This window comes from Lelliottia jeotgali, from assembly GCF_977070485.1.
Genome location: NZ_CDRVFO010000005.1, coordinates 30,111 through 52,149, shown reverse-complemented (window position 1 = coordinate 52,149; position 22,039 = coordinate 30,111). Strand labels below are relative to the sequence as shown.

Genomic DNA, 22,039 nt, shown 5'->3' with positions numbered 1-22,039 from the left:
TCCGTCCTCAAACCGGCATCTGCATGATGTCTTGGTACGCCTGGACCAGCTTGTTGCGTACCTGGGTCAGCGCCTGCATGGAAACGCTGGCTTTCTGCGAGGCGATCATCACGTCAGTCAGGTCGACGCCGCTCTTGCCGATCTCGAAAGCATTGGCGAGCTGGGTCGACGCCTGCTGGGTCTGGTGCACTTTGCCGATGGCCTGGCCAAGCATATCGGCGAAGCTGCTCTGGCCTTCTGCCAATTCGGGGGCGGCAGTGGCTTTTGGCAGCGACATGGCATCGGCCTGCATGGCACGCATGTCCAGCATCAGACGATTGAATTCAACACCTTGGCTCATGAACTTCTCTCTCCGGCGGCCGCATTTTTTTGACACTCATGCGGCGGATAGCCTCTCTAAGCAACAACAGTGCCAGCCTTGGAAATCGGCGGAGCTTCAAGCTTCAAGCCAGGCTGCGGTGCTCCTGCTTGCAGCTTGCAGCTCACCCGTAAAGGCTGGCTTCCACGTCGAGCCCGGCATCGCGCATTTGCGCGAGCTTGTAGCGCAGGGTGCGCGGGCTGATGCCAAGCCGCTCGGCAGCCTCCTTGCGGCGACCGCGCTCGGCGCGCAAGGTGTCGATGATCATCTGGAACTCATGGCGGCGCATGTCATCGCCCAGGCCACCGACCTCCCCTGCCGGCTCGACCGCCACAGGCAACGCTGTGACCGGTGCAACCGCCGACAAGGGAATGGCGCCGGCCAGACAAAAATCCGCCGCCTCGATCACCCCGCCCTGCTGCAGGATCAGCGCCCGCTGCAAGGCGTTGTCCAGTTCGCGCACATTGCCTGGCCAGCCATGAGCCTGCAGGCAGGCCTGCGCCGCAGCCGACAGACGCACGGGCGCATGCTTCATCTTCGCCACATGCCGCGCCAGCAAGCGTTCGGCCAGCGGCAGGATGTCACCGGCACGCTCACGCAGCGGCTGCCAGGCCAACGGGAACACCGACAGGCGATAGAACAGGTCTTCGCGGAACCGCCCGGCCGCCACTTCACCTGCCATGTCGCGATTGCTGGTTGCCAGCACACGAATGTCCAGGGCAATCGGCTTGCGCCCCCCTACCCGCTCCACCTCACGCTCCTGCAAGACACGCAACAGCTTGGCCTGCAGGCCCAGAGGCATTTCGGAAATCTCGTCGAGCAGCAAGGTGCCACCCTCGGCCTGCTCGAATTTGCCGGCCTGCGCCGCAATGGCGCCGGTGAAGGCTCCTTTCTCGTGACCGAACAAAGTCGCCTCGAGCATGTTGTCCGGTATGGCCGCGCAGTTGATCGCAACAAATGGCTGTGCTGCACGCGGCGACTGCTGGTGGATGTACCGCGCAAGCACTTCCTTGCCGGTGCCCGACTCACCGGAGATGAGTACGGTCGAATCGCTGCGGGCCACACGTGCAGCAAGCTCCAGCAATTGGCGGCTGGCAGGTTCGCAGGCCACCGGCCCGTCGTCCTCAGCCGCACTCAGGCGCCCGGCGGCATGGCGCTCGACCAGGCTCAGCAGCGCCTTGGGCTCGAAGGGTTTGACCAGGTAATCCACAGCACCCTGGCGCATCGCCTCGACAGCGCGCTCCACTGCAGCGTGAGCGGTCATCAGCAGCACCGGCAGTTGCGGGTGCTGGCGGCGCAAGTGCGCCAGCAACTGATGCCCATCCATCCCCGGCATGTTCACGTCACTGATTACCAGGCTATAGGCGTCGCGTTGCACCGCCTCCAGCGCTTCTTCCGCACTGCCGACAGCACGATAGGCAAAACCGCCGATCTCCAGGGTATCGCCAAGCGCTTGGCGCAACGCACGGTCATCCTCGACCAGCAGCACCTTGATGAGCATCATGCGACCTCCGCAGGCTGCCCGCCGATCAACGGCAACTCCACCCTGACGCAGGTGCCACGCCCTACCCTGGAGCGTAACTGCAACTTGCCGTGGTGCGCCCGCACCACGGCCATGACCACTGCCAAGCCGAGCCCGGTGCCGGTAGCTTTGGTGGTCAGGAACGGCTCACCCAGGCGCCCCAACAGGTCGGCCTCGATGCCGCTGCCGGCATCACTGACGCACAGGTGCAGGGTATGTGCGCGCCGATACAGGTGCACCTTGAGCCGCGCAGCGCCAACGCTTGCCTGCAGGGCGTTCTCTATCAGGTTGAGCATGGCACCGACCAGGGTGTCGCGATTGCACAGCAACTCACCCAGGTGGCTGTCGCATTGCCAACGCACGGCATGGCCCTGGACATGGGGCTGGGCAGCTTGCTGCAAGGCCTGGAACAGGCCCTTTGGGCTCAACCGGTCACCCAGTGGCAGCTCGCCGCGGGCGAACACCAGCATATCGCGCACCTGGTGCTCCAATTCGTGCAGACGTTCCTTGAGGCTGCCGGCGAAACGCCGGCGGGTCTCTGGCGCAAGCTCACGGTCATCTTCCGCTAGGTGGCTGGCGTAGAGCATGGCCGCCGACAGCGGCGTGCGTATCTGATGGGCCAGCGAAGCGACCATGCGCCCCAGCGACGACAGGCGCTCATGGCGTGCCAACTGGTCTTGCAGACGACGGGTTTCGGTCAGGTCATTGAGCAGCACCAGTTGGCCTGGCTCAGCATCCAGCGAACGGGTGGCAATGGACAAACGACGGCCATCGCGCAATGACACCTCATGCCCGTCATCCTTGCGCGGAGCGAAGCTGCGGGCGATCACCTGGCGCCACAACTGGCCGAGCAAGGGCTCACCCAACAGTTCGCAGGCCGCCGGGTTGGCTTCGCGCACAAGGCCTTGGTCATCAATGACGATCACCCCGCCGGGCAGCAGGGCCAGCAGGTTCTGCAAGCGATTGGCCAAGCGTTCCTTCTCGTTCAGCTCGGCCATGCGCTGGGCGCCGACCACCGCCAGCTCGCCTTTGAGCTCGCTGACGCGGGCCTCGAGCATGCTGTAGGACTGGTTGAGCTGGGTGGAGACCTGGTCGAACAGGGCAAACGCCTGCTCAAGCCCCTGTCGACTCTCCTGTTCGACGGGGGTAGGCCCCTGCGGATCAGGGACTCGGGAAACATGGGCGGCCTGGGGCATCGTGCTCTCTCGCGTGGCTGACCGTCATAAAAACGGTGTGATGCCAGCGGTGTAGCAATAGCCGTGCCGGGACTAGGGGTTTGTGCTATCTGGCCGTGCCCTATCGCCGGCAAGCCGGGTCCCACAGGGACCCCCGCAGCATTCAAAGGCTGCGGGGCACCTGTGGGAGCAACTGTCTTGCTCAACTTCTAAAAGTTGGCGCAATCCATGTGGGAGCCGGCTTGCCGGCGATTGTGGCGGTACAGGCGAAGTCAATCTTCAGCCTGCTCCTCACCGCCCTGGCGGCTCATGCCGTACTTGCGCATCTTCTCCACCAAGGTGGTACGCCGAATACGCAAACGTTCAGCCGCCCGCGCCACGATACCGTTGGCATCGTCCAGCGCTTGCTGGATCAAACCCTGCTCCAGGCTGCCCAGGTAATCCTTCAGGTCCAGGCCCTCAGGCGGCAGCATGGCATGGTTGGCGAAGCTCGGCGCGTGGCCATTGATCGCCACGCGCTCTTCGAGGTCGCTGCGCAGGCTGTCGACCAACTGCTCGTCTTCATCGTCGATGTAGCGGAATTTCTTCGGCAGCTCCGACACGCCAATCACGCCGTACGGGTGCATGATCGCCATGCGCTCGACCAGGTTGGCCAGCTCGCGGACGTTGCCCGGCCAGCCATGCCGGCACAGCGACATGATCGAAGCAGAGTTGAAGCGTATCGAGCCGCGCTTCTCATGCTCCATGCGCGAAATCAGCTCGTTCATCAGCAGCGGAATGTCTTCCACACGCTCACGCAACGGCGCCATCTCGATCGGGAACACGTTGAGGCGGTAGTACAGGTCTTCGCGGAAGGTCCCACCCTCGATCATGGTCTCGAGGTTCTTGTGGGTTGCGGCGATGATGCGCACATCGATGCTCTGGGTCTTGTTGCTGCCCACCCGCTCGAAGGTACGCTCCTGCAGCACACGCAACAGCTTGACCTGCATCGGCAGCGGCATGTCGCCGATCTCGTCAAGGAACAGCGTACCGCCATTGGCCAGCTCGAAGCGCCCGGCACGGCTGGTGATGGCGCCCGTGAACGCACCCTTCTCGTGGCCGAACAGTTCGCTTTCCAGCAATTCGGCCGGGATCGCCCCGCAATTGACCGGCACGAACGGCGCTTCGCGGCGTTTGGAGTGGTAATGCAGGTTGCGCGCGACCACCTCCTTGCCAGTACCGGACTCACCAAGAATGAGCACGCTGGCGTCGGTATCGGCGACCTGCTGCATCATCTGCCGAACATGCTGGATGGCGCGGCTGGTGCCCACCAGGCTGCGGAACAGGTTGGGCTCGCGCTGACGGCCACGCTCACGGGCCTGGTCGTACATCTCGCGATAGACCTGGGCACGGTGCAGGGAGTCGAGCAGCTGGCTATAGCTGGGCGGCATCTCAAGGTTGGCCAGCACGCGACGGCGGAGCTCTTCGGGGAAATCCGCAGAAGAAATTTCGCCGATCAGCAATACCGGAAGGAACTCATCCCACCCGGCCACTGTCTTAAGCAACCCAAGCACATTGCCTGGAGCATCCACGGTTCCGATGAGCACGCAGAGCACTTCACGGCTGGAAGACAATGCCCCCACCACCTGCTGCCAATCCTGGCTGGAGCAGGGCAGGTTTTCTTCGCCGAGGAAGTTCAGAACCACTGCCAGATCGCGGCGGCGGGCGCTGTCGTCATCGATCAGGAGAATCTTGGTTTCACGCCACATGCAATAGCAACTTCCCTAGTCATATCGGCGCCCGAGGGCGTGCTCGACATCATTCAGACTGAATGGTCAGTGTTCGGACGTCTGAAATTCGAAAACAGCCACTAGTAAAGTCAAAAAAAAGCATGCAGTCAAATTAATGGCGCATGGCTTTTAGGACATCTGTGGTCAAGTGAACAGATGGTATACCTTAGCGGCGTTTTTCGCCTGACGGATTTGCACCATCTCGTCGACTACTGATTGACGTTCACCACTTGCAACCTCGATTAATTGCCGGTAAACGCCCAGCAACTGCTCCAGGCTGTCACGTACTTCGACTTCCTTGCCCTGAGCGTCGCCGAGCAAGTCACCGATGCGCAGACGGCACTCCAGGTCCAGCTCCCCCACCGCATCCCAGTCCCGACTGGCCAGCGCAGAAAGCAGCAACTCACGGGTTTGCTCGATACGGGTGATTACTTCGCTCATGTCATCCTCCTTTCTCAGGAAGCCGCCGACGGATCGCCGATCGCGTCCCAACCTTCCTTGACGGTGATCAGCAAGCGCGCCACTTCATCGATGATGGTAGGGTCGCTCTTGGCATTGGCCTCGATCAACCGACGGCTCATGTAGGTGTAGAGGTTGTCCAGTTCGGTCAGGCTGTCAGCGTGGTTTTCAAGGTCCAGGCCTTCACGCAGGCCACCGATGATGTCGATGGCCTTGCCGATGAGGATACCCTTCTGGGCGACATCATTGCGCGCAATGGCGCCCTTGGCCTGAGCCATGCGATCAAGACCGCCCTGCATGAGCATTTGTACCAGGCGGTGCGGGCTGGCTTCGGACGTCTGGGCCACACCGTTGACTTTCTGATACTGCCGAAGGGCCAACATCGGGTTCATGGATCTACCTCGTTGCTGCGAAAAAGGTTGCTTGTACCTGTGTATCGCCGGCACGTCAAAAAACTTTAGGGCCAAAACAAAAAGCCCGGCGCGTCGGAAGACGCTGCCGGGCTTTTGTCACTCAGGGTCGATCAGGAATTCTTGGCCTGAGCGTTGAGGGCATCGAAGACCGCCTTGATCTGGTTGGCTTGGGCATTGAGCTTGGCCACCGCAGTATCCATCGCTACGTACTTCTTGGTCAGCGACTCGGTCAGCGACTCGGTGCGACGCTCCAGGGCAGTCTGTTGATCGGCCAGGTTCTTGGCGACCTTGTCCAGACTGGCCTTGCGCGTAGCCAGGCTGCCGTCGGTGGCATTGTACGGGTCGATCGCCTTGTTCATGCGCTCGAAGATACCGTTGGTACCGGTAAACAGCTCCTGCACCTCGGCGCCGAGCTTCTTGTCGTTCATGGCGGCAGTGAACTTGGTGGTGTTGAACTCCAAGGTGCCATCCTTGGTGGTGTTGATACCCAACTGGCTCAAGCTGGTCAGCTGATCGCCCGCCCCCACCTCGCTGAGCACCTTGCGCACATCGTTGAGCAACGAACGCGTGGTCGGGTCGTTGGTCAGCGGGCCGAGCACCAGGTTGTCATTCGCGTCCCGACTGGTGGTGGTCAGCGAAGTGATCGCCCTCTGCAGGGTGTTGTAAGCATCGACGAACGACTGGATGGACTTCTGCAGGCCGTCGTTGTCCGCCGCCACAGTAATCTGGGTAGGGCTGGTCGCGGAAGCGCTGACACCGGTCAACTCCAGCTTCATGCCACTGATGGCATTGTCTATGGTGTTGTTCGCACTGGTGACCTTCAGGCCATCGATAGTCAGCTCTGCATCCTGGGCCAGGGCTGTGATATAGCCGGCGCCCGTGTCGGACATCTTCGCGGTGCCATCGATCTCCAGCTCAGGGATACCACTGAGCGAGAGGTCACTGCCCTCACCCGTGGTGGTAGAGCTGAGTACCAGGCGTGCGCCGCCCTCACCATTGATGATGTTGGCCGACACGCCCTGAACACCAAGCTCCTGGTTGATCTGGTCGCGCACGCTTTCCAGGGTGGCGCCACTGGCAATATCCAGCGTCCAGTTATTACCGCCCTGACTGACGGTCAGCTGACCTTCACTGATGGCCGAGGCAGAGCCGCCGACAAACGGCTGACTGGCGACCTTGGAACCGGTGGCCAGCTTGTCGACCACGATGCTGTAGCTGCCAGCCACGGCAGTATTGCCCGAGGTGACCTTGACCACCGCTTCGTTCGCAGACGTCGCCGCATAGGCGTTGAACGCCGGCGCGGTTGAGTCGTTGAGCTTTTTCATGGCATCCTGGAACGCCGTCAGGGCACTGCGCAGCGAGCCCACCCCGGAGATCATCGCGGAGTTATTGCTGGTCTGCCGGGTAATCTGCGCCTTTTTGGCCGCAGTGTCGGCTGACACCAGCGCCTCGACCATCTCGGTAATGTTCAGCCCGGTACCCTGGCCGATACTGGAGACAATGGTACTCGCCATACAGTTATCCCTCTCTTCGCAACGTCAGCCCTGCTCCTGCACGACTGACATGAACTCGCCTTGAAGCATTCGCCGCCGATCAGACCTTGGCGTCGAACAAAAGACTGTTTACATCGCTCAGGCTGTGGGCAATCCGCAGCGCCTCTTCGGAGGGCAATTGGCGGATCAGCTCACCCGTTTCACTGGCGATGACCTTGACCACGATCTTGCCGGATTCTTCGTCCGTAAAGAACTCCAGGTTGCGTCGGGTCGAACTGAGGAACTTCTCGATTTCCGATACGGCGCTTTTGACCTTTTCGGCATCGGTTCCTTTTTCGGCAGCACTGACTGCCTTGGGTTCAAGCGTATCACTGCCGCGGGGCGCATCGGCCAACCGGGCAACCGGCTTGTCGCCGACCTGTTCGGCCGAACGAGCAGTCGGGTAGGACAGGTTCAACTTGACGCTCATGTCCATGACTTACCACCTCGCAACGAAAAGGCGGGGAAGTGCTTCAATATGCACTCCCCCGCCGGTCACCATCGGTGATTACTGAAGCAGCTTCAGTACAGCGGATGGCAGCTGGTTGGCCTGGGCCAGAACCGAGGTCGAAGCTTGCTGCAGGGTCTGCTGCTTGGTCAGCTGGGCAGTTTCAGCAGCGAAGTCGGTGTCCTGTACACGGCCACGAGCGGCTTCGGCGTTCTCGTTGATGTTCTGCAGGTTGTTGACGGTGCTGGTCAGACGGTTCTGCGAAGCACCCAGGTCAGCACGGGTGGAGTTGATGGTCTGCAGAGCGGCGTCGATGGCGTCCAGCGCAGCGTTCATGCTGGCTTCGGCTTCGTCACTGGTGGAACCGGTGATGGCGATGGTATCCGAGTCAACGCTCAGAGTAGCAGCGTCGAAACCGCTGTCCAGGCTGATGCTGATCTGGTTGTTGGCACCGGAGTTGGAGCCGACCTGGAAGGTCAGGACGCCAGCGGAACCGTCCAGCAGGTTTTTGCCGTTCAGCTGGGTGGAGTTGGCGATACGGCTCAGTTCGTCGGACATCTGCGCGAATTCTTTGTTCAGCGCTTCACGGTCTTCGGTGCTGTTGGTGTCGTTTCGCGACTGGACTGCCAGTTCACGCATACGCTGCAGGATGTTGGTCTGCTCTTGCATCGCACCTTCAGCGGTCTGGGCGATGGAGATACCGTCGTTGGCGTTTTTGATAGCCATGGTCTGACCACGGATCTGCGAGGTCATGCGGGTAGCGATCTGCAGGCCGGCGGCGTCGTCTTTGGCGCTGTTGATTTTCAGGCCGGAGGACAGACGAGTCATCGAGGTGCTCAGTGCATCGGAAGCACGGTTCAGGTTTTTCTGAACGCCCAGAGAGGTGGTGTTGGTGTTAACGGTCAAAGCCATGACGAATTCCTCGTTGGATTGGGTACTACGGCTTCCGGCCTTGGCAATTCGCCGGGTGTGGCACAGAGAACCTTCGTAATAGTTATCGTCGTCACAGCGTGTTGCTTTAGGGCATTTTCGAAAAAAATTACTGGCATCCTGCCAGCCCAATGAAATCAGGGAGTTGACGCCAGATTACAGGCGCCCTCCCCCGCAGATCAAAAAAGAAAACGCCGCCTGAAGGCGGCGTCTATCACGGCCATGAACGGTCAGTCACGGCGTTCGATGATGGCCGAGCCCCACGACAGGCCCACACCGAAGCCACTGAGCGCTACACGCTTGTGCTGCGAGCCGAGCACGTGCTTTTCCAGCAGCAGCGGAATGCTCGACGACACGGTATTGCCGGTTTCGACCATGTCTTTGACGAACTTCTGCTTGTGCTCGCCTTCGACAAAGCGCGCCGACACGGCATCTACGATTGCCGCGCTGCCCTGATGCAGGCAGTACAAATCAATGTCATGCGCCTGCAGTTCGCTGGCTTCAAGCAGTTGGTGCAGGTGTGCCGGTACCTTGACCAGGGCGAAGTTGTAAACCTGACGGCCGTTCATGAAGAACTTGCCATCAGTGGTGCGCAGGTGCTCGGCGCCGGCACCGTCACTGCCGAACAGCGACTTGCCCAGCTGCCAGGTGGCATCCTCGCCCATCCAGGTGGCAGTGGCAGCATCACCAAACAGCATGGTGGTGTTGCGATCCTCAGGGTCGACGATCTTCGAATAGGGGTCAGCAGTGATCAGCAGGCCATTCTTCAGACCAGCGGCTTCCATGAAGCCCTTCATCGCGTACAGGCCGTAGACATAGCCAGAGCAGCCCAGGGAGATATCGAAAGCAGCAATGGCGGTGGGTAGCCCCAACTTGTGCTGGACGATCGCCGCAGTGTGCGGCAAGCCTTCGGCGTCACCGTTCTGGGTAATGACGATCACTGCGTCGATGGATGCCGGGTCCAGCGATGGATTGGCAGCGAACAGATTCCTGGCAGCCTCGACGCAGAGGTCGGAGGTTTCCTGGGTGGCTTCCTTGCGCGGCAAGAAGGTCGAACCGATCTTGCCAAAGATGAAATCCTGGTCCTTGCCGAATTTCGCGCCCTGTGCGTAGTTGTCCACGCCTTCAGTCGGCACGTAACTGGCGATGCTTTTAATGCCAATCATATGGCTTCCCAATTCAGTAACAGCGAAATACCCGCCACGGCACAAACGGCAAAACGCCAGGCGACGGTAGCTTCCGATCCCTGACGCCTTGTCCGGGGCAACGCGGCGGTTCCCGGTTTCGACAATATACAGTGAAGATGCGCGTTCTGACTCTCAAGTCACGCTCTTTTTGTCGAATCGACAAAGGGCACCGCATCACCCACAAAAAAGCCATGACCACCGCGAAGCGGTCATGGCTCGTGACAGCCTGCAAGCAATCCTCAGGCGATCAAGGCTTGCCAATCGACCCCACGCGCAAGCTCAAGACTGAACAGCTTGCCTTCAAAGCTGTGGCTCGCGTTGTAACAGGGGTCTTGGGCCAGCATGTGCGCCCAGCGCTCACTCAGGGCCGCGCCCTCCATCGCATCATCGCTGGCCTGTGCATGCCGCACGGCTTGCGCCTGGGGCGTGTACACCACCAACAAGCCGGCTTCAGCTGCCTGCAGGCACAGCTCGACCTGGGCCGCACGCACGCTCGGTGCCTGCTCATCGAGGCCTGCGACTGCACGCAACAGCTCAGCACGCAGCATGATGCACCCCGATACCGCCGACACACCGTGCTCCACCTGCAGACGCTGCAGGTAGCCCGGTGCATCCTTGGTCTCGCCCGCGAACGCCGCGCGCACACCCGCCCGCGCCGTCAGCACCAAGCCCGCTTCGACGACCTTCCCCTCAGCGCACAGCAGCTTGCCACCGACCACCCCGACTTCCGGGCGCTGGGCTTGGTTGAGCAACCCTTCCAGCCAGTTGGCATTGAGCACTTCGGCCGAGCTGTCGAGCATCACCAGATACTCGCCACGCGCCTCACGACTGACCAGATTGATCATGGCTGTGGGCGCAATCACCTGTTCGCTGCGGATCACTCGCACCCGGCTGCCAGCGGCCTGCAAGCTGCCTAACCAATCGCGCAATGCTGACGAGCGACTGGCATTGTCGGCAATCAGTATCTCGTGATTCTGGTAACGGGTCCGCTGGATCACACTGACCATGCATGCCTGAATCTCTTCGAAGTTATCTTGGCAATGCAGGATGATCGAGACTGCCGGGCGCTCCTGGTGGCGATAATCGATCTGCAGCGTGCCCGGGTGAGCCGAACCGACCGAGGCGGCATAGCCACGCTGGGCTATATGCTGGGCGAGCACGGCACGCGCCTGATCATGGCTGTCAGTACCCGGCGCATTGCAGATCAGCAAGGGCTCGGCCAGATGAGCCAAACCGGCCAGCCCGGCCTGACCGACCAGGCGCAGCAAAAGATCGAACTCCAGGGCCTGCGGGTACCTGGTATCGAAACCGCCGGCCTCCAGCCACACATCGCGACGCACCAACCAATGCCGCGCCATCGCTCCCGGCACGCTCTGCAGCAGGTCGAGGTTGACGCCCGGACGCAACACTTCGCGCAGAGAACCATCGGCCTGGCTCTGCAGCTCATCCATCGCCACCGCCCGCACGCCCTCCACGTTCAGCAATTCCAGACTCGCACGCAGCAAGCCGGTACCAGTGAAGCGGTCTCCGCTTTCGGCCAGCATGATCCAGTCGGTGTCCAGGTGCCGCGCGGCCTCGTTCATGCGCTGGATGTAATCCTGCGCGGTCACCTGAACGAAGTGCACAGTCTGCTGCGGCCGGGTAACAGTTGGCAGTTCGCCGGTCGTCAACACCACGACCTTGAAGGCGCGGCTGTGCCCGCCCATGAGGCTGTCGAAGGTTGCCTGCAACTTGGCCATGTCGGCTTCAAGGTCCAGCAACAGGATACCGAACGTCGGGCCACCCTGATGCCGCGCCAGACGTGCAGCAGCTTGACGCGCCTGTTCAGCATCGGGCTCGCGCGCCTGCAGCCACTTCATCAACTGGCCAGAAGGCAAACTGTCGAGCAGCGCCTGGCTGTCGTAGCACGGAGCCGATTGCAGGCGGCGCAGCCAGCCACGCAGCGGCGCGGCCTCGGCCTCGTCACCGGCCTCTTCCAGCGAGGCCACCAGGCGCTCAACCACCGTGCGGTTGAAGGGGCTAAGGGTCAACGCCTCCCAGAGGCGGCTGCGCTGGGTGCGGGCATCGTCATTGGCATGAACCTGCATCAGTTGCGCCTGGCGCAACAGGATCGGCTCGAGTTCGATGAGCTGCTGGCGACCGGCAGGCATGGTATGGATGAGGAATTCACATTCAGCCAGCAAGTCGAACATCGGCTTGTTGTAGAACGGCATCTCGACGAACTGCTGCTCGCCAAACACACGACGCGGCTCGCGCTCGGCCAGCTTCCAGTGCGAACGCACGATCAGGCACCCCTGCAGCGCCACACCGGTCAGCAGGCCCTCGGCCATCGCCTTGAAGCTCTCCAGGGCGATGCGCTTGACCGCTTCGGCACCCTGCCCGCTCAGGGCGGTCGGGATCGAGGCGAGAAATTCGGCAAAGGCTTCACGGTCCTGGCGCGACTTATCATCCTGCAAGGCCAGTACGGTAAGTACGTTGGTGTTGTGCTCCGAGCCCCCGTAATTGATCTCACGGACCGCATAGGGGATCGGCAGGATACGCGCCTTGGCGTTGACCAGCAGATAGAAGGTATGGCCGATTTCCTGCCACTCGAAGTTGGTGCCCGGCGGTAACAGGGCATACCACTGCTGCAACAGGTCAGTGCGGGTCACCGCGTAGAATGGCGGAAGGAACTGCCCCATGAACTCGATCAGGCGCTGCTCGGGTCGTTCGGCGCAGTAATCTTCCTGCACCCGATTGTCGCGCTTGTAGAAGTCCACCTGGGTACCGCGCCCCAGGTACATCATGCCGTAGCCGTGGCAAACGCCATAGTCGGGGTTCTGCTCGAGAAACTCCACCGACTGGGTCATGCCGTCATACAGCAAGAAATCATCCACTGCCGCAAAGGTCATGAATGGCGTGCGTACCGCGTTGACACCATAGGTAAGCTTCTCCTGCAGCCCTGAATAGGAAAACTGCGGCAGGTGACGGTAATCGACATGCGGGTAGTCGCGCACGATTTCATCGTCGGCCTGCAACGAGGAGTCCAGCACCAGGATGGTCGCCGGGTAATTGCGGTAGTAGTACAAGGTCCGGCGCAGGAACGCCGGGCGGTTGTGAGTAATCACCACCAGGGTGAGGCGGTCCTTGAGCGACGCGTCGCCCGGGTGCTGTGCATGAGCCTGCATATGTGTTCCTGCCCGTTGTCCGGCTGGTTCTAGGATTCAGCGCACGCGGCGCAGGTAGCCGTCACGGGCCACGGTAATCAGCAGCTTGTCGTGGACCTCGGCGTCGATGACGAAGTCTTCGGTTTCCTTCAGGTAAGCCCAGACCGCAGTGCGCGGGTTGTCGCCGACACCCCATGGGCGGTCCGGGAAGGCATCCTCGGGCATGTCCTCGACCACGGTGTCCATCACCACGCAGTAGCTGCCCTGCGATACCAAAGGGGCATAAGCGCGCAGCTCGGCGAGCACGTGCTCATGGGTGTGGTTGGAGTCGAGCACGACGATGACTTTCTTGCCTTCGGCCAGCGCCTTCACACGCTCGACCACCGCGGGGTCGATGCTCGAGCCCTGGATCATGCTGATGCGCTTGAACATCGGATGGCTTTCGATGGCTTCGCGGTTGTGCGCACGGATGTCCAGGTCGATGCCAAGCACCTCACCATGCCCTACAAGCTCCATCATCGACGCGTAGTAGATGATCGAACCGCCATGGGCGATGCCGCACTCGATGATCAGGTCGGGCTTGATCTTCCAGATCAGCTCCTGCATGGCAACCATGTCTTGCGGCAACTGGATGATCGGGCGGCCCATCCAGCTGAAATGGTAGGTGTACTTATGCTTGGCCGACTCGTTGTAGAAGGTCTGGGCCAGATTGCACAGTTCGGTATTGTTGCCTTGGTCGCGGATCTCGGCCTGGCACTCTTCGGCAAATACCTGCTCTGGCGTCTTGTCGCTCATGTGAAGCCTCTTGAAAGTGTTGACCCGGCCGCCCTAGCGGCGCACAGGCTCGGTAGTGGATTGCAGTATGTGTTGCAGACGGTCGGTAACCGCCCAGAACGCCATGGGCTCGTGGGTCGGATAAGGGTAATGGCCAAGGTTCAGTTGCACGCTGGAACCGCGCTCGCGCAGGCGTTGCTCGACCAGGCTGCGCACAGCGACTGGCTGGCCGCTTGCGCAGTTGACCACGCCCGAGAAACTCCGGCACTGCAGCACCCCGGCAAGCTGGCGTGCGGCTTGTGTGATCGGCTGGAAGTCGCGCAACTGCTCGCCGCCTGACATGTCGAAAGTTGCCGCACCGCTGTCGATGGCGTGGTCGAGCGCCGCCAGCAGGCTGTTGGGGTTCTGCCCCTCGCCGTGCAGGTAGAACAGCCGTGCCCATTGCAACGCAAACGGATGATGGCGCTGCAGTGCCTGGAGAAACTGATGCAGGCTGTGCTTGGCCAACCCGTAGGGGTTGGCGGGGTGTGCCGGGGATTGCTCGCCCAGCGGTCCGCTCTGCATGCCGTACTCGAAGCAGGTACCGGTCACCAGCACCTGGGGCACCCCCGCCAGCACCACCTGCTTGATGAAGTGGTAGTCGGCCATCAGGTTTTGCTCCAGATGGAACAGCGCCTGGTAGTTGGGCAGCCCTGGCCATGCCAGGTGAGCCAATGCATCGATACCCTCGACCCAGACGGCGACCTGCTCAGGCGTGGCCTGCTGCAGGTCAGCGGCCACGAACTGCACCTGATCGAACCAGGGCATTACTTGAGCCCGCTGCGCATCACGCGCCACGGCTCGCACACGGCAGCCACGCGCCAGTAGTTCGGCCACTAGGTGGCGGCCGACGAAACCGGTGGCGCCAGTCACCAGCACATGCGGCGCGCTCACAGTACGGTCAACTCGGGTACGGCAATGACGAACCGCCCGCCCCATTCACGGATCCCCGCCTGCTGTTCGCTGACCTCGCGCAGCAGGTTCCATGGCAACACCAGCACATAGTCGGGCTGCTCCGTGGCCAGGCGCTCGGGCGCCACCACCGGGATGCGGCTGCCCGGGAGAAACTTGCCTTGTTTGTGCGGGTTGGCATCGGCCACCCAGGCCAGCAGGTCGGCCTTGACCCCGGCGTAGTTGAGCAAGGTGTTGCCCTTGGCGGCTGCGCCGTAGCCGACCACACGCTTGCCGGCAGCCTTGGCTTCGAGCAAGAAACGCAGCAATTGCAGCTTGATGCGCTCGGCGGCAGGGGCCAGGGTCGAATAGAACGCAGCGGTGCGCACGCCAACATCGTTTTCGATGATCAGCAGCTCGTCTACCGAAGGGCTTATCGCGCGGCGCTCGCCGTCGGCACGCTGCACGAAGACCCGCAGCGAACCACCGTGGGTCGGCAGTTGCTGCACATCGAAGATCTCCAGGGCGTTGCGCTGGCAGAGAATCTGCACGGCTGTCAGCGACAGGTACGAATAATGCTCGTGATACAGCGTGTCGAACTGGTGCTCGGCCATCAGGGTGAGCAAATGAGGGAACTCGAACGTAGCGACGCCGCCCGGCTTGAGCAGGGTGGCAAACCCACCGAGGAAGTCATTGATGTCAGGCACGTGGGCGAGCACGTTGTTCGCCGCCATCAGGTCGGCACTCCAGCCTTCGGCCACCAGGCCCGCTGCCACTTGCCGGCCGAAGAATACCTCGCGGATGTCCAAGCCTTTGGCACGGGCCGCGGCTGCCGTGCTACGGGTCGGTTCAATGCCCAGGCAAGGGATGCCACGCTGTGCGACATACTGCAGCAGATAGCCGTCGTTGGCGGCAATCTCCACCACTCGGCTGTCGGCACTCAGCCCGAAGCGCTCTACCATGCTCGTCACATAGGCTTGGGCGTGTGCCAGCCAAGAGCTGGAGTAAGAGCTGAAATAGGCATAGTCGGCATCGAACAGCTGCTCGGCGCGGGTGTAGTCTTCGGTCTGCACCAGCCAGCACTGCTCGCACACCGCAACCTTCAGCGGCACCCACTGCTCGGCCTCGGCCAATTGCGCAGGCAGCAGGTAGGCATTGGAGGGTGGCGAGGTTCCCAGGTCGATCAACGGCAGGTGCACGGCACTGCCACAGCCTCGGCAATTCATAGGGTCACTCCGGTAAAACGGTCATCCAGCCAAGGATGCTGTTCATCCCGGGCCGATAGGTTGATCAAAGGCAATGGCCAGTCAATTGCCAGGCGCGGATCGCAAACAAACAGGCCACCCTCATGCTCCGGCGCATAGTCGGCGCTGTGCAGGTAGAGCAATTCGGCGTCGTCACTCAGCGCCTGGAAGCCATGGGCAAAGCCGGCAGGCACCAGCAGGCTGCTGCCGTCGCCGGCCTTGAGCCGTTCGCCGTGCCAGTGCAGAAAGGTCGGAGAATGGGCACGCAGGTCGACCACCACATCCCACACCTCACCCTGCAGGCAAGTGATGTACTTGCTTTCCGGCTGCGGCCCGGCCTGGTAATGCAGGCCACGCACGCTACCGCGCTCACGGGTCAGCGACCGATTGATCTGGCGGATGTGGAACGGCGCGCCGAAGCGCGTCAGGCTGTCTTCGCAATACAGCCGCGAGAAGGCGCCGCGCGCATCCTCATGGCGACGGTGCTCGACCCGGGCAAGGCCCGGCAGCGGCAAGGGGTGCAAGGTATACTGGCTCACAGCGACTCCCGGTACAGGCTCAGCTGCGTCAGGCTGACCGCGCGCATATCCATGCCCTTGCGCCAGGCCAGGTGCCAACCCAAGGTCCGCTCCAGACACTCCTGCAGTGACCATCGCGGGCGCCAGCCGAGCATATGGCGGGCACGCGAGCTGTCCAGACGCAACAGCCCGGCTTCGTGCATGTCACTCTTCTGGAACTCCACCCCGGGGGCTTGCGGCCACTGGTCGGCGAGCAACTGCACCACTTCACCGACGCTGCACATGTCGCCCTCGCCAGGGCCGAAGTTCCAGGCGCCGGCAAATCGCTGGCCCTGCTCATACAAACCGGCAGCCAGTTGCAGGTAGCCCGCCAGGGGCTCCAGCGCATGCTGCCAGGGGCGTACGGCCTGGGGCAGACGCAGGGTTACCGGTTCGCCTGCGGACCATGCCTTGAGTACGTCGGGGATCAGGCGCTCCGGCGAAAAGTCGCCGCCACCCAGAACGTTGCCGGCACGTGCCGTGGCCAGGCTCAGGCCATGTTCGGCAAAGCGTTCGGCCGGGAAAAAAGACGCTGCATAGGATTGTGCGAGAATCTCGCAGCAAGCCTTGCTGCTGCTGTACGGGTCATGCCCCCCCAGTGCTTCATTCTCACGATAGGGCCAGGCCCACTCCTGGTTGGCATAGACCTTGTCCGTGGTGACCACCACACAGGCACGCACCCCACCCACCAGGCGTACCGCCTCCAGCAGATTGAGCGTGCCCATGACGTTGCTCGAGTAAGTACCCAATGGGTCACGGTAGCCCTCGCGCACAAGCGGCTGGGCAGCCAGGTGCAGAACAATTTCAGGCTGCACTTCGGCGATCAGTTCCAACAGCACACCCAGGTCACGCACATCGCCACGGCGGTCATCGATACCCTCACCGGCGCGGGCCAGTTCGAACAGGCTGGGCTCGGTAGAGGGATCGAGGGCGAAGCCTGTGACCTGGGCGCCCAGTTGCTGTAGCCAAAGCACAAGCCAGCTGCCTTTGAACCCGGTGTGGCCCGTGACCAGTACCCGCTTACCGGCCCAGAATGCAGGGCTCAGTCCCATTGCTTCCATGGCGCCTCCCCGCTGGCCCAGAGCTGCTCAAGGTGGTTCTTGTCACGCAGCGTATCCATCGGGTGCCAGAAGCCGTCATGCTCGAACGACATCAGCTGCCCTTGCTCGGCCAGGGTGGTCAGTGGTTCCGACTCCCATGGCGTAGCATCGTTGGCGATGTAGGGGATCACCTTGGGCGACAGCACGAAGAAGCCGCCATTGATCCAGCCGCCATCCCCACGCGGTTTTTCGCTGAAGCCACGCACCAGGCTGCCTTCGCGCTGCAAGGCGCCGTAGCGCCCGGGTGGTTGTACGGCAGTCACGGTGGCCAGCTTGCCGTGGCCAAGATGGAAATCGACCAACGCACCGATATTGATGTCCGAAACACCGTCACCGTAGGTGAAGCAGAATGCATCGTCATCTTCCAGGTAGCGGGCGACACGGCGCAGGCGGCCGCCGGTCATGCTCTCGTCACCGGTATCGACCAAAGTGACACGCCAGGGCTCGCTGTAGTTCTGATGCACGTCCATGCGGTTGGCGCGCATGTCGAACGTCACGTCCGAGGTGTGCAGGAAGTAGTTGGCGAAGAAGTCCTTGATCGCGTAGCCCTTGTAGCCCAGGCAGATCACGAAGTCGTGGATACCATGCGCCGAATACTGCTTCATGATGTGCCAAAGAATTGGCTTGCCGCCGATTTCGATCATCGGTTTTGGCTTGAGGTGCGACTCTTCGCTGATGCGCGTGCCGAGGCCACCCGCCAGAATGACTGCCTTCATCGATTTCCTCATGTACTTCGCGCCCCGGTAACCGCCAGGGTGAAGGATTTATGGCGATATCTGGGGGCACTGCAGGAAATGCGCCAATCTGTGCAAGCCAAAAAAACAAAGGCCGCGAAGCGGCCCTTGTCACGTACAACCTGACGTCAGTCCGCCAGCCAACCCCATTCCCAGTGCCGCAGGTTGTCGTCACGCAGCACAAAGTCACGCATCACCGCTTCGCGCAATTGGTCACCCATGCGGTAACTGGCAGCCGGGTCGGTCAAGTGCGATCGGATAGCCGACAACCATTCCTCGGTGCTGTTGCTGTAAACCCGCGTGCACGGCAGGTAACCCCGGTAGGCTTCGGTGTCGGTGCAGATAGCCGGGTAGCCGCAAGCGCCGTACTCCAGCAGCCGCAGGTTGCTCTTGCAGTCGTTGAAGATATGGAATTCCAGCGGCGCAAGGGCAAGGTCAAGGTTCAGACTTGCCAGCTTCGCAGGATACAGGTGCAGCGGGACGCCAGGATGGTACTCGTGAATGTAAGGTTTGAGGGCTTCCGGACACATGCCGAAGAATACCCACTCCACCTCGCTGGCAAGCTCACGCACCACGTCGGCAATGATTTCCAGATCACCGCTGTGGCTGGTGCCCCCGCCCCAGCCCACACGCGGTTTGCTGGACGTGCCGCGACGGCTTTGCGGCAGATTCCCCCACATGCGTGGTGCGAGCATGTTTGGCACTACACGAATGTCGTGATGCATGTCAGACAGCGCATTGGCCAAGGCCTGGGTGGTCACTACCAGGCGATCGCACAAGCCGATGCCACGGCGCAAGTGCTGTTCGATATCGGCTGGCTTGTTGCGCGCATGGGTATTCTTTTTCGGCGCACTGAGTACGTAATCGTCGATCTCGAATACCCGACGGGCATTGGAGAAACGCTTGATGCGCTCGATATCACGCACCGAGTCTTCGGCGTGGCGCAACTGCAAAATGATCACGTCCGGGTCCATGCGCGCCAGTTGGACCACGCTGGGCGACTCAAAGGCAATGCGCCCGACCACCCGCCCGGCAGCTTCCAGCTGACTGAACGGCTCGCTGACCCGGTAATGCCCCACCGCAGTGTCGTTCAACGGCAGCCCCAGTACCGAAGGTAGCGCCCGAGCGCATAACGGGTTCCAGCTACCCCGCAGGCTAGGCTCGAGGCTGAAGTCGGCACTGGCCAGGCTCAGGCTTGGGTTGTAGGCCGGGTCGCGAATCACCTTGCTCAACCAACGATCACAGAACACCTGTTGCTGCTCAAGCAACTGTTCATGGCTGAATTCTGTCTGGGCTTGCACGCCCTGGGCCTTGAGCATCAACGCATAGGGCGTCCCTACCACCAGGTAGCCCTGACGGCCGGCCCGCAGGCACAGGTCAAGCTCCGCCAGCCCTTGCCCAAGCGGCTGAGCAGCCAGCCCGCCAACATCATCGAACACAGCCTTGCGCACCATCAAGCAATCACCGCCAACGGCGCTCCAGTCCTGCACCACCTGCAAACGCTGCAGGTAACCGCGCGCGTGCACCTCTTCCCCTGCGAACGCCGGGCCAGCGCCACTGGACACGCCCAGCACGCGCCCGGCCTCGACCACACGCCCTTGGGCATCGATCAGCTTGGCACCGACCACCGCGACTTCCGGGCGCTGGGCGTGCTGCAACAGCTCGTTGAGCCACTGGCCGTCGAGCACTTGCAGCGATGCATCGAGCAGCAGCAGGTATTCGCCGCGGGCCTGTGCCGCCGCCGCATCGATAAGTTGTGCGCGCTGGCTGCCGCCCTTTCGCAGTACCCGCAGCATGCCCGCGCCCAACTCGGCCATGGCCTGCAGCCATTGAGCCATGCCAGCCTCAATCCGCGCACCCGCGACCAGAAGCAACTCATAGCGGCTGTCGGCAGTGCGTTCGATCAGCCCTTGGACACAGCGCTGCAACTGCTCAAGGTCTTCTCCCACCGGGAGGATGATCGACACCAGCGCCTGGCTGTCATGCACATAGTCGACCCGGTTGAGCAGTGCCAGCTCATCGTGACGAATCCGGTGAGCAACACCGAGCCGATTCAAGTGCGCGGTGAGCACCGGCTCACTCTGCGCGATCACCTGCGGCAATGACAACCACTGGGCAAAGCTCAGAGCCGATTGCACCTGGATCTCGGCAATATGCTCGATGACCTGGGGCCCACGGCTTTCGACCAGACGCCAAAGCAGATCGTGCGGCGCCAGCTCGGCGAACGTTGAATCCAGCCCACCAAGGTCGAGAATGGCCTCACGGGCGAAAGCCAGCGTGCGGCCGACATAGGGATAGCTGCGCAATAGGTCCAGGTTGAACCCAGGCTTGAACACCGGCTCACCCGGCTTGCCATCTAGCCAGGCCCCTTCATCGCTGTAGGCACAAGCCACATCCGGGAATACAGCCACACGCTCGGCAAGCAGCAGCAATGCCGACTCGCTCAAGCGATCGCCCGCGCGCAGCAGGTAGATCCAGTCGGCATCGTGCAGCGACGCCAGCAGTTGGTTGAGCTGGCGTGACCAGTCCGCCTGCAGCGGCTGATGTATCAGCGGGATGTCGGTCTGCGGCACCTGATCACCCAGTAGTACGCAGGCGTGTGCCGGATACAGCTGCCCGGCCAAACTGTCGAATGTCTGGCGCAATGCCTGGTCATCACCTTCGGTATCCAGCACCACCGGTACGACGCGCGGCTGGCGCGGCCAGGCGGCCACGGTCTGCGGCAACAAACGCCGCTGCACCGCACTGAACTGACGCGCCGCTAACCACTGCTCGTACAACTCGGCATAGCTTTCACTGTCACTGCCAACCCGGCCACTCAAGCGCGTGGCCCAGTTGCTGAGGATTCGCGCCACACATAGCTCCTGCCAGTGCCGCGGTTGCTGCTGTACATCAGCCAGCGGCACATAGCGCACCCAGCCACTGGCCGGCGCCGCTTCACCGCTGCGCGCGGCGACCATCTCCAACAGCCAGCGCCACTCTTGCGGTGCCCCCATCACCTGCGCTGGCTGCTTGCTCAGACGCTCGGGGTGCAGGCGTTCGAGCAGGCCTGGCTCGCTCAGCATCACCATGTTGGCACGGCGCATCAGGCAGGCGAACAGCGCAAGGTCCAGCAGCGCCACAAAGCTCTGCCCCTCAGCGGTCAACGCCTGCATCCACTGCAACGCCTGCTCGCGACGCATCAGCGCAGCGGAAAAGTTTCCGAGGAAATTGATCGGCCGGCCGTCAAGCAAGGCGAGCATGTCCTCGCCCTTGAACAGGCTGTCGACGTTGGCAAAACGGGCGTTGGCCAGACGCATCGGCAGGATGAAGTTGTTCTCGTCGGCCAGCACGCGCTGGGAGAGCACCAGCCCGACTTCGTCATGCGCCTGCAGTACCTCAGCCTGACGCTGGACACACTGGGGAAACAGGCGATCGTCATCGCACAGCACCTTGACCAGGGTACCGTTTGCCTGCGTCAGGCCGTGCAACAGGTTGTCGATGAAACCCTTGCGCTGCACATTACGCACATAGCGCAACTGCGCGCCCTGCTCAGCCTGGGCCGCCCGAACGATTGCCTCGATCTCATCGCCGGCGCTATCGTCGCAGACCAGCACTTCGAGGTCTTCGCAGGTCTGGCTCAAGGCACTGTGCAACGCCAGGGCGAAGAAGCGAGGGTTGTACGCAGGGATGACGATACTGACGAGAGGCTTTTCGTTCACGTTGACGACCTTGGAAAAAAAAGTGCGCCGCACCTGACGGTGGCGGCGCACGATTGACTA

At 61.9% G+C, this 22,039-nt stretch carries 18 protein-coding genes; all 18 read right to left on the bottom strand.

Annotated features, from left to right (window positions below):
• Positions 1-7: 7 nt before the first annotated feature.
• A complete protein-coding gene (gene fliE, locus ACW4TB_RS09120) occupies positions 8-340 on the bottom strand; it encodes a flagellar hook-basal body complex protein FliE (RefSeq protein ID WP_012315525.1) in 333 nt (110 codons plus the stop codon).
• A gap of 142 nt (positions 341-482) precedes the next feature.
• Complete coding sequence (locus tag ACW4TB_RS09115; protein WP_012315526.1) at positions 483-1,859, bottom strand: sigma-54-dependent transcriptional regulator; 1,377 nt, start codon at positions 1,857-1,859, stop codon at positions 483-485.
• The gene (locus tag ACW4TB_RS09110; RefSeq protein ID WP_254466224.1) at positions 1,859-3,076 is read right to left on the bottom strand and encodes a sensor histidine kinase; all 1,218 of its coding nucleotides are present in this window, start codon (positions 3,074-3,076) and stop codon (positions 1,859-1,861) included. Before ACW4TB_RS09110 ends, ACW4TB_RS09115 begins: the two co-directional genes overlap by 1 nt.
• 251 nt (positions 3,077-3,327) lie before the next feature.
• The gene (fleQ, locus tag ACW4TB_RS09105) at positions 3,328-4,803 is read right to left on the bottom strand and encodes a transcriptional regulator FleQ (protein WP_012315528.1); all 1,476 of its coding nucleotides are present in this window, start codon (positions 4,801-4,803) and stop codon (positions 3,328-3,330) included.
• A gap of 165 nt (positions 4,804-4,968) precedes the next feature.
• Positions 4,969-5,265, bottom strand: coding sequence for a flagellar protein FliT (gene fliT / locus ACW4TB_RS09100; protein ID WP_254466225.1), 297 nt, complete (start codon positions 5,263-5,265; stop codon positions 4,969-4,971).
• Positions 5,266-5,279: 14 nt separating this feature from the next.
• A complete protein-coding gene (gene fliS, locus ACW4TB_RS09095) occupies positions 5,280-5,675 on the bottom strand; it encodes a flagellar export chaperone FliS (protein WP_046785357.1) in 396 nt (131 codons plus the stop codon).
• A 131-nt stretch (positions 5,676-5,806) separates the two neighbouring features.
• Positions 5,807-7,210, bottom strand: coding sequence for a flagellar filament capping protein FliD (gene fliD, locus ACW4TB_RS09090; protein WP_254466226.1), 1,404 nt, complete (start codon positions 7,208-7,210; stop codon positions 5,807-5,809).
• Between the two features lie 79 nt (positions 7,211-7,289).
• A complete protein-coding gene (locus ACW4TB_RS09085) occupies positions 7,290-7,664 on the bottom strand; it encodes a flagellar protein FlaG (RefSeq protein ID WP_254466227.1) in 375 nt (124 codons plus the stop codon).
• A 72-nt stretch (positions 7,665-7,736) separates the two neighbouring features.
• Positions 7,737-8,588, bottom strand: a complete 852-nt coding sequence (locus tag ACW4TB_RS09080) for a flagellin domain-containing protein (RefSeq protein ID WP_254466228.1) — start codon at positions 8,586-8,588, stop codon at positions 7,737-7,739.
• A 248-nt stretch (positions 8,589-8,836) separates the two neighbouring features.
• The gene (locus ACW4TB_RS09075; RefSeq protein ID WP_279929826.1) at positions 8,837-9,772 is read right to left on the bottom strand and encodes a ketoacyl-ACP synthase III; all 936 of its coding nucleotides are present in this window, start codon (positions 9,770-9,772) and stop codon (positions 8,837-8,839) included.
• A gap of 260 nt (positions 9,773-10,032) precedes the next feature.
• A complete protein-coding gene (locus ACW4TB_RS09070; RefSeq protein WP_254466230.1) occupies positions 10,033-12,960 on the bottom strand; it encodes a TIGR00180 family glycosyltransferase in 2,928 nt (975 codons plus the stop codon).
• Positions 12,961-12,996: 36 nt separating this feature from the next.
• Positions 12,997-13,734: a cephalosporin hydroxylase family protein gene (locus tag ACW4TB_RS09065; RefSeq protein WP_254466231.1), complete on the bottom strand. Its 738-nt coding sequence runs from the start codon at positions 13,732-13,734 to the stop codon at positions 12,997-12,999.
• A gap of 33 nt (positions 13,735-13,767) precedes the next feature.
• On the bottom strand, positions 13,768-14,646 hold the full coding sequence (locus tag ACW4TB_RS09060; RefSeq protein WP_254466232.1) for an NAD-dependent epimerase/dehydratase family protein: 879 nt from the start codon (positions 14,644-14,646) through the stop codon (positions 13,768-13,770).
• Positions 14,643-15,869 carry a class I SAM-dependent methyltransferase gene (locus tag ACW4TB_RS09055; RefSeq protein ID WP_279929820.1) on the bottom strand — a complete coding sequence of 409 codons (1,227 nt, stop codon included), beginning with the start codon at positions 15,867-15,869 and terminating at the stop codon, positions 14,643-14,645. Before ACW4TB_RS09055 ends, ACW4TB_RS09060 begins: the two co-directional genes overlap by 4 nt.
• The gene (locus tag ACW4TB_RS09050) at positions 15,866-16,426 is read right to left on the bottom strand and encodes a dTDP-4-dehydrorhamnose 3,5-epimerase family protein (protein ID WP_254466234.1); all 561 of its coding nucleotides are present in this window, start codon (positions 16,424-16,426) and stop codon (positions 15,866-15,868) included. Before ACW4TB_RS09050 ends, ACW4TB_RS09055 begins: the two co-directional genes overlap by 4 nt.
• Positions 16,423-17,505, bottom strand: a complete 1,083-nt coding sequence (rfbG, locus tag ACW4TB_RS09045; protein WP_254466235.1) for a CDP-glucose 4,6-dehydratase — start codon at positions 17,503-17,505, stop codon at positions 16,423-16,425. Before rfbG ends, ACW4TB_RS09050 begins: the two co-directional genes overlap by 4 nt.
• Positions 17,487-18,260 carry a glucose-1-phosphate cytidylyltransferase gene (gene rfbF / locus ACW4TB_RS09040; protein WP_254466236.1) on the bottom strand — a complete coding sequence of 258 codons (774 nt, stop codon included), beginning with the start codon at positions 18,258-18,260 and terminating at the stop codon, positions 17,487-17,489. Before rfbF ends, rfbG begins: the two co-directional genes overlap by 19 nt.
• Before the next feature lie 146 nt (positions 18,261-18,406).
• On the bottom strand, positions 18,407-21,979 hold the full coding sequence (locus ACW4TB_RS09035) for a glycosyltransferase (RefSeq protein ID WP_254466237.1): 3,573 nt from the start codon (positions 21,977-21,979) through the stop codon (positions 18,407-18,409).
• Between the last annotated feature and the right edge of the window lie 60 nt (positions 21,980-22,039).

Coding starts and splice junctions, on each gene's coding strand:
- fleQ (WP_012315528.1), bottom strand. CDS start 4,803: ATGTGGCGTGAAACCAAGATTCTCCTGATCGATGACGACAGCGCCCGC.
- ACW4TB_RS09080 (WP_254466228.1), bottom strand. CDS start 8,588: ATGGCTTTGACCGTTAACACCAACACCACCTCTCTGGGCGTTCAGAAA.
- ACW4TB_RS09075 (WP_279929826.1), bottom strand. CDS start 9,772: ATGATTGGCATTAAAAGCATCGCCAGTTACGTGCCGACTGAAGGCGTG.
- ACW4TB_RS09085 (WP_254466227.1), bottom strand. CDS start 7,664: ATGGACATGAGCGTCAAGTTGAACCTGTCCTACCCGACTGCTCGTTCG.
- ACW4TB_RS09055 (WP_279929820.1), bottom strand. CDS start 15,869: ATGAATTGCCGAGGCTGTGGCAGTGCCGTGCACCTGCCGTTGATCGAC.
- fliD (WP_254466226.1), bottom strand. CDS start 7,210: ATGGCGAGTACCATTGTCTCCAGTATCGGCCAGGGTACCGGGCTGAAC.
- ACW4TB_RS09110 (WP_254466224.1), bottom strand. CDS start 3,076: ATGCCCCAGGCCGCCCATGTTTCCCGAGTCCCTGATCCGCAGGGGCCT.
- fliE (WP_012315525.1), bottom strand. CDS start 340: ATGAGCCAAGGTGTTGAATTCAATCGTCTGATGCTGGACATGCGTGCC.
- ACW4TB_RS09115 (WP_012315526.1), bottom strand. CDS start 1,859: ATGCTCATCAAGGTGCTGCTGGTCGAGGATGACCGTGCGTTGCGCCAA.
- rfbF (WP_254466236.1), bottom strand. CDS start 18,260: ATGAAGGCAGTCATTCTGGCGGGTGGCCTCGGCACGCGCATCAGCGAA.
- rfbG (WP_254466235.1), bottom strand. CDS start 17,505: ATGGAAGCAATGGGACTGAGCCCTGCATTCTGGGCCGGTAAGCGGGTA.
- fliS (WP_046785357.1), bottom strand. CDS start 5,675: ATGAACCCGATGTTGGCCCTTCGGCAGTATCAGAAAGTCAACGGTGTG.
- ACW4TB_RS09070 (WP_254466230.1), bottom strand. CDS start 12,960: ATGCAGGCTCATGCACAGCACCCGGGCGACGCGTCGCTCAAGGACCGC.
- ACW4TB_RS09065 (WP_254466231.1), bottom strand. CDS start 13,734: ATGAGCGACAAGACGCCAGAGCAGGTATTTGCCGAAGAGTGCCAGGCC.
- fliT (WP_254466225.1), bottom strand. CDS start 5,265: ATGAGCGAAGTAATCACCCGTATCGAGCAAACCCGTGAGTTGCTGCTT.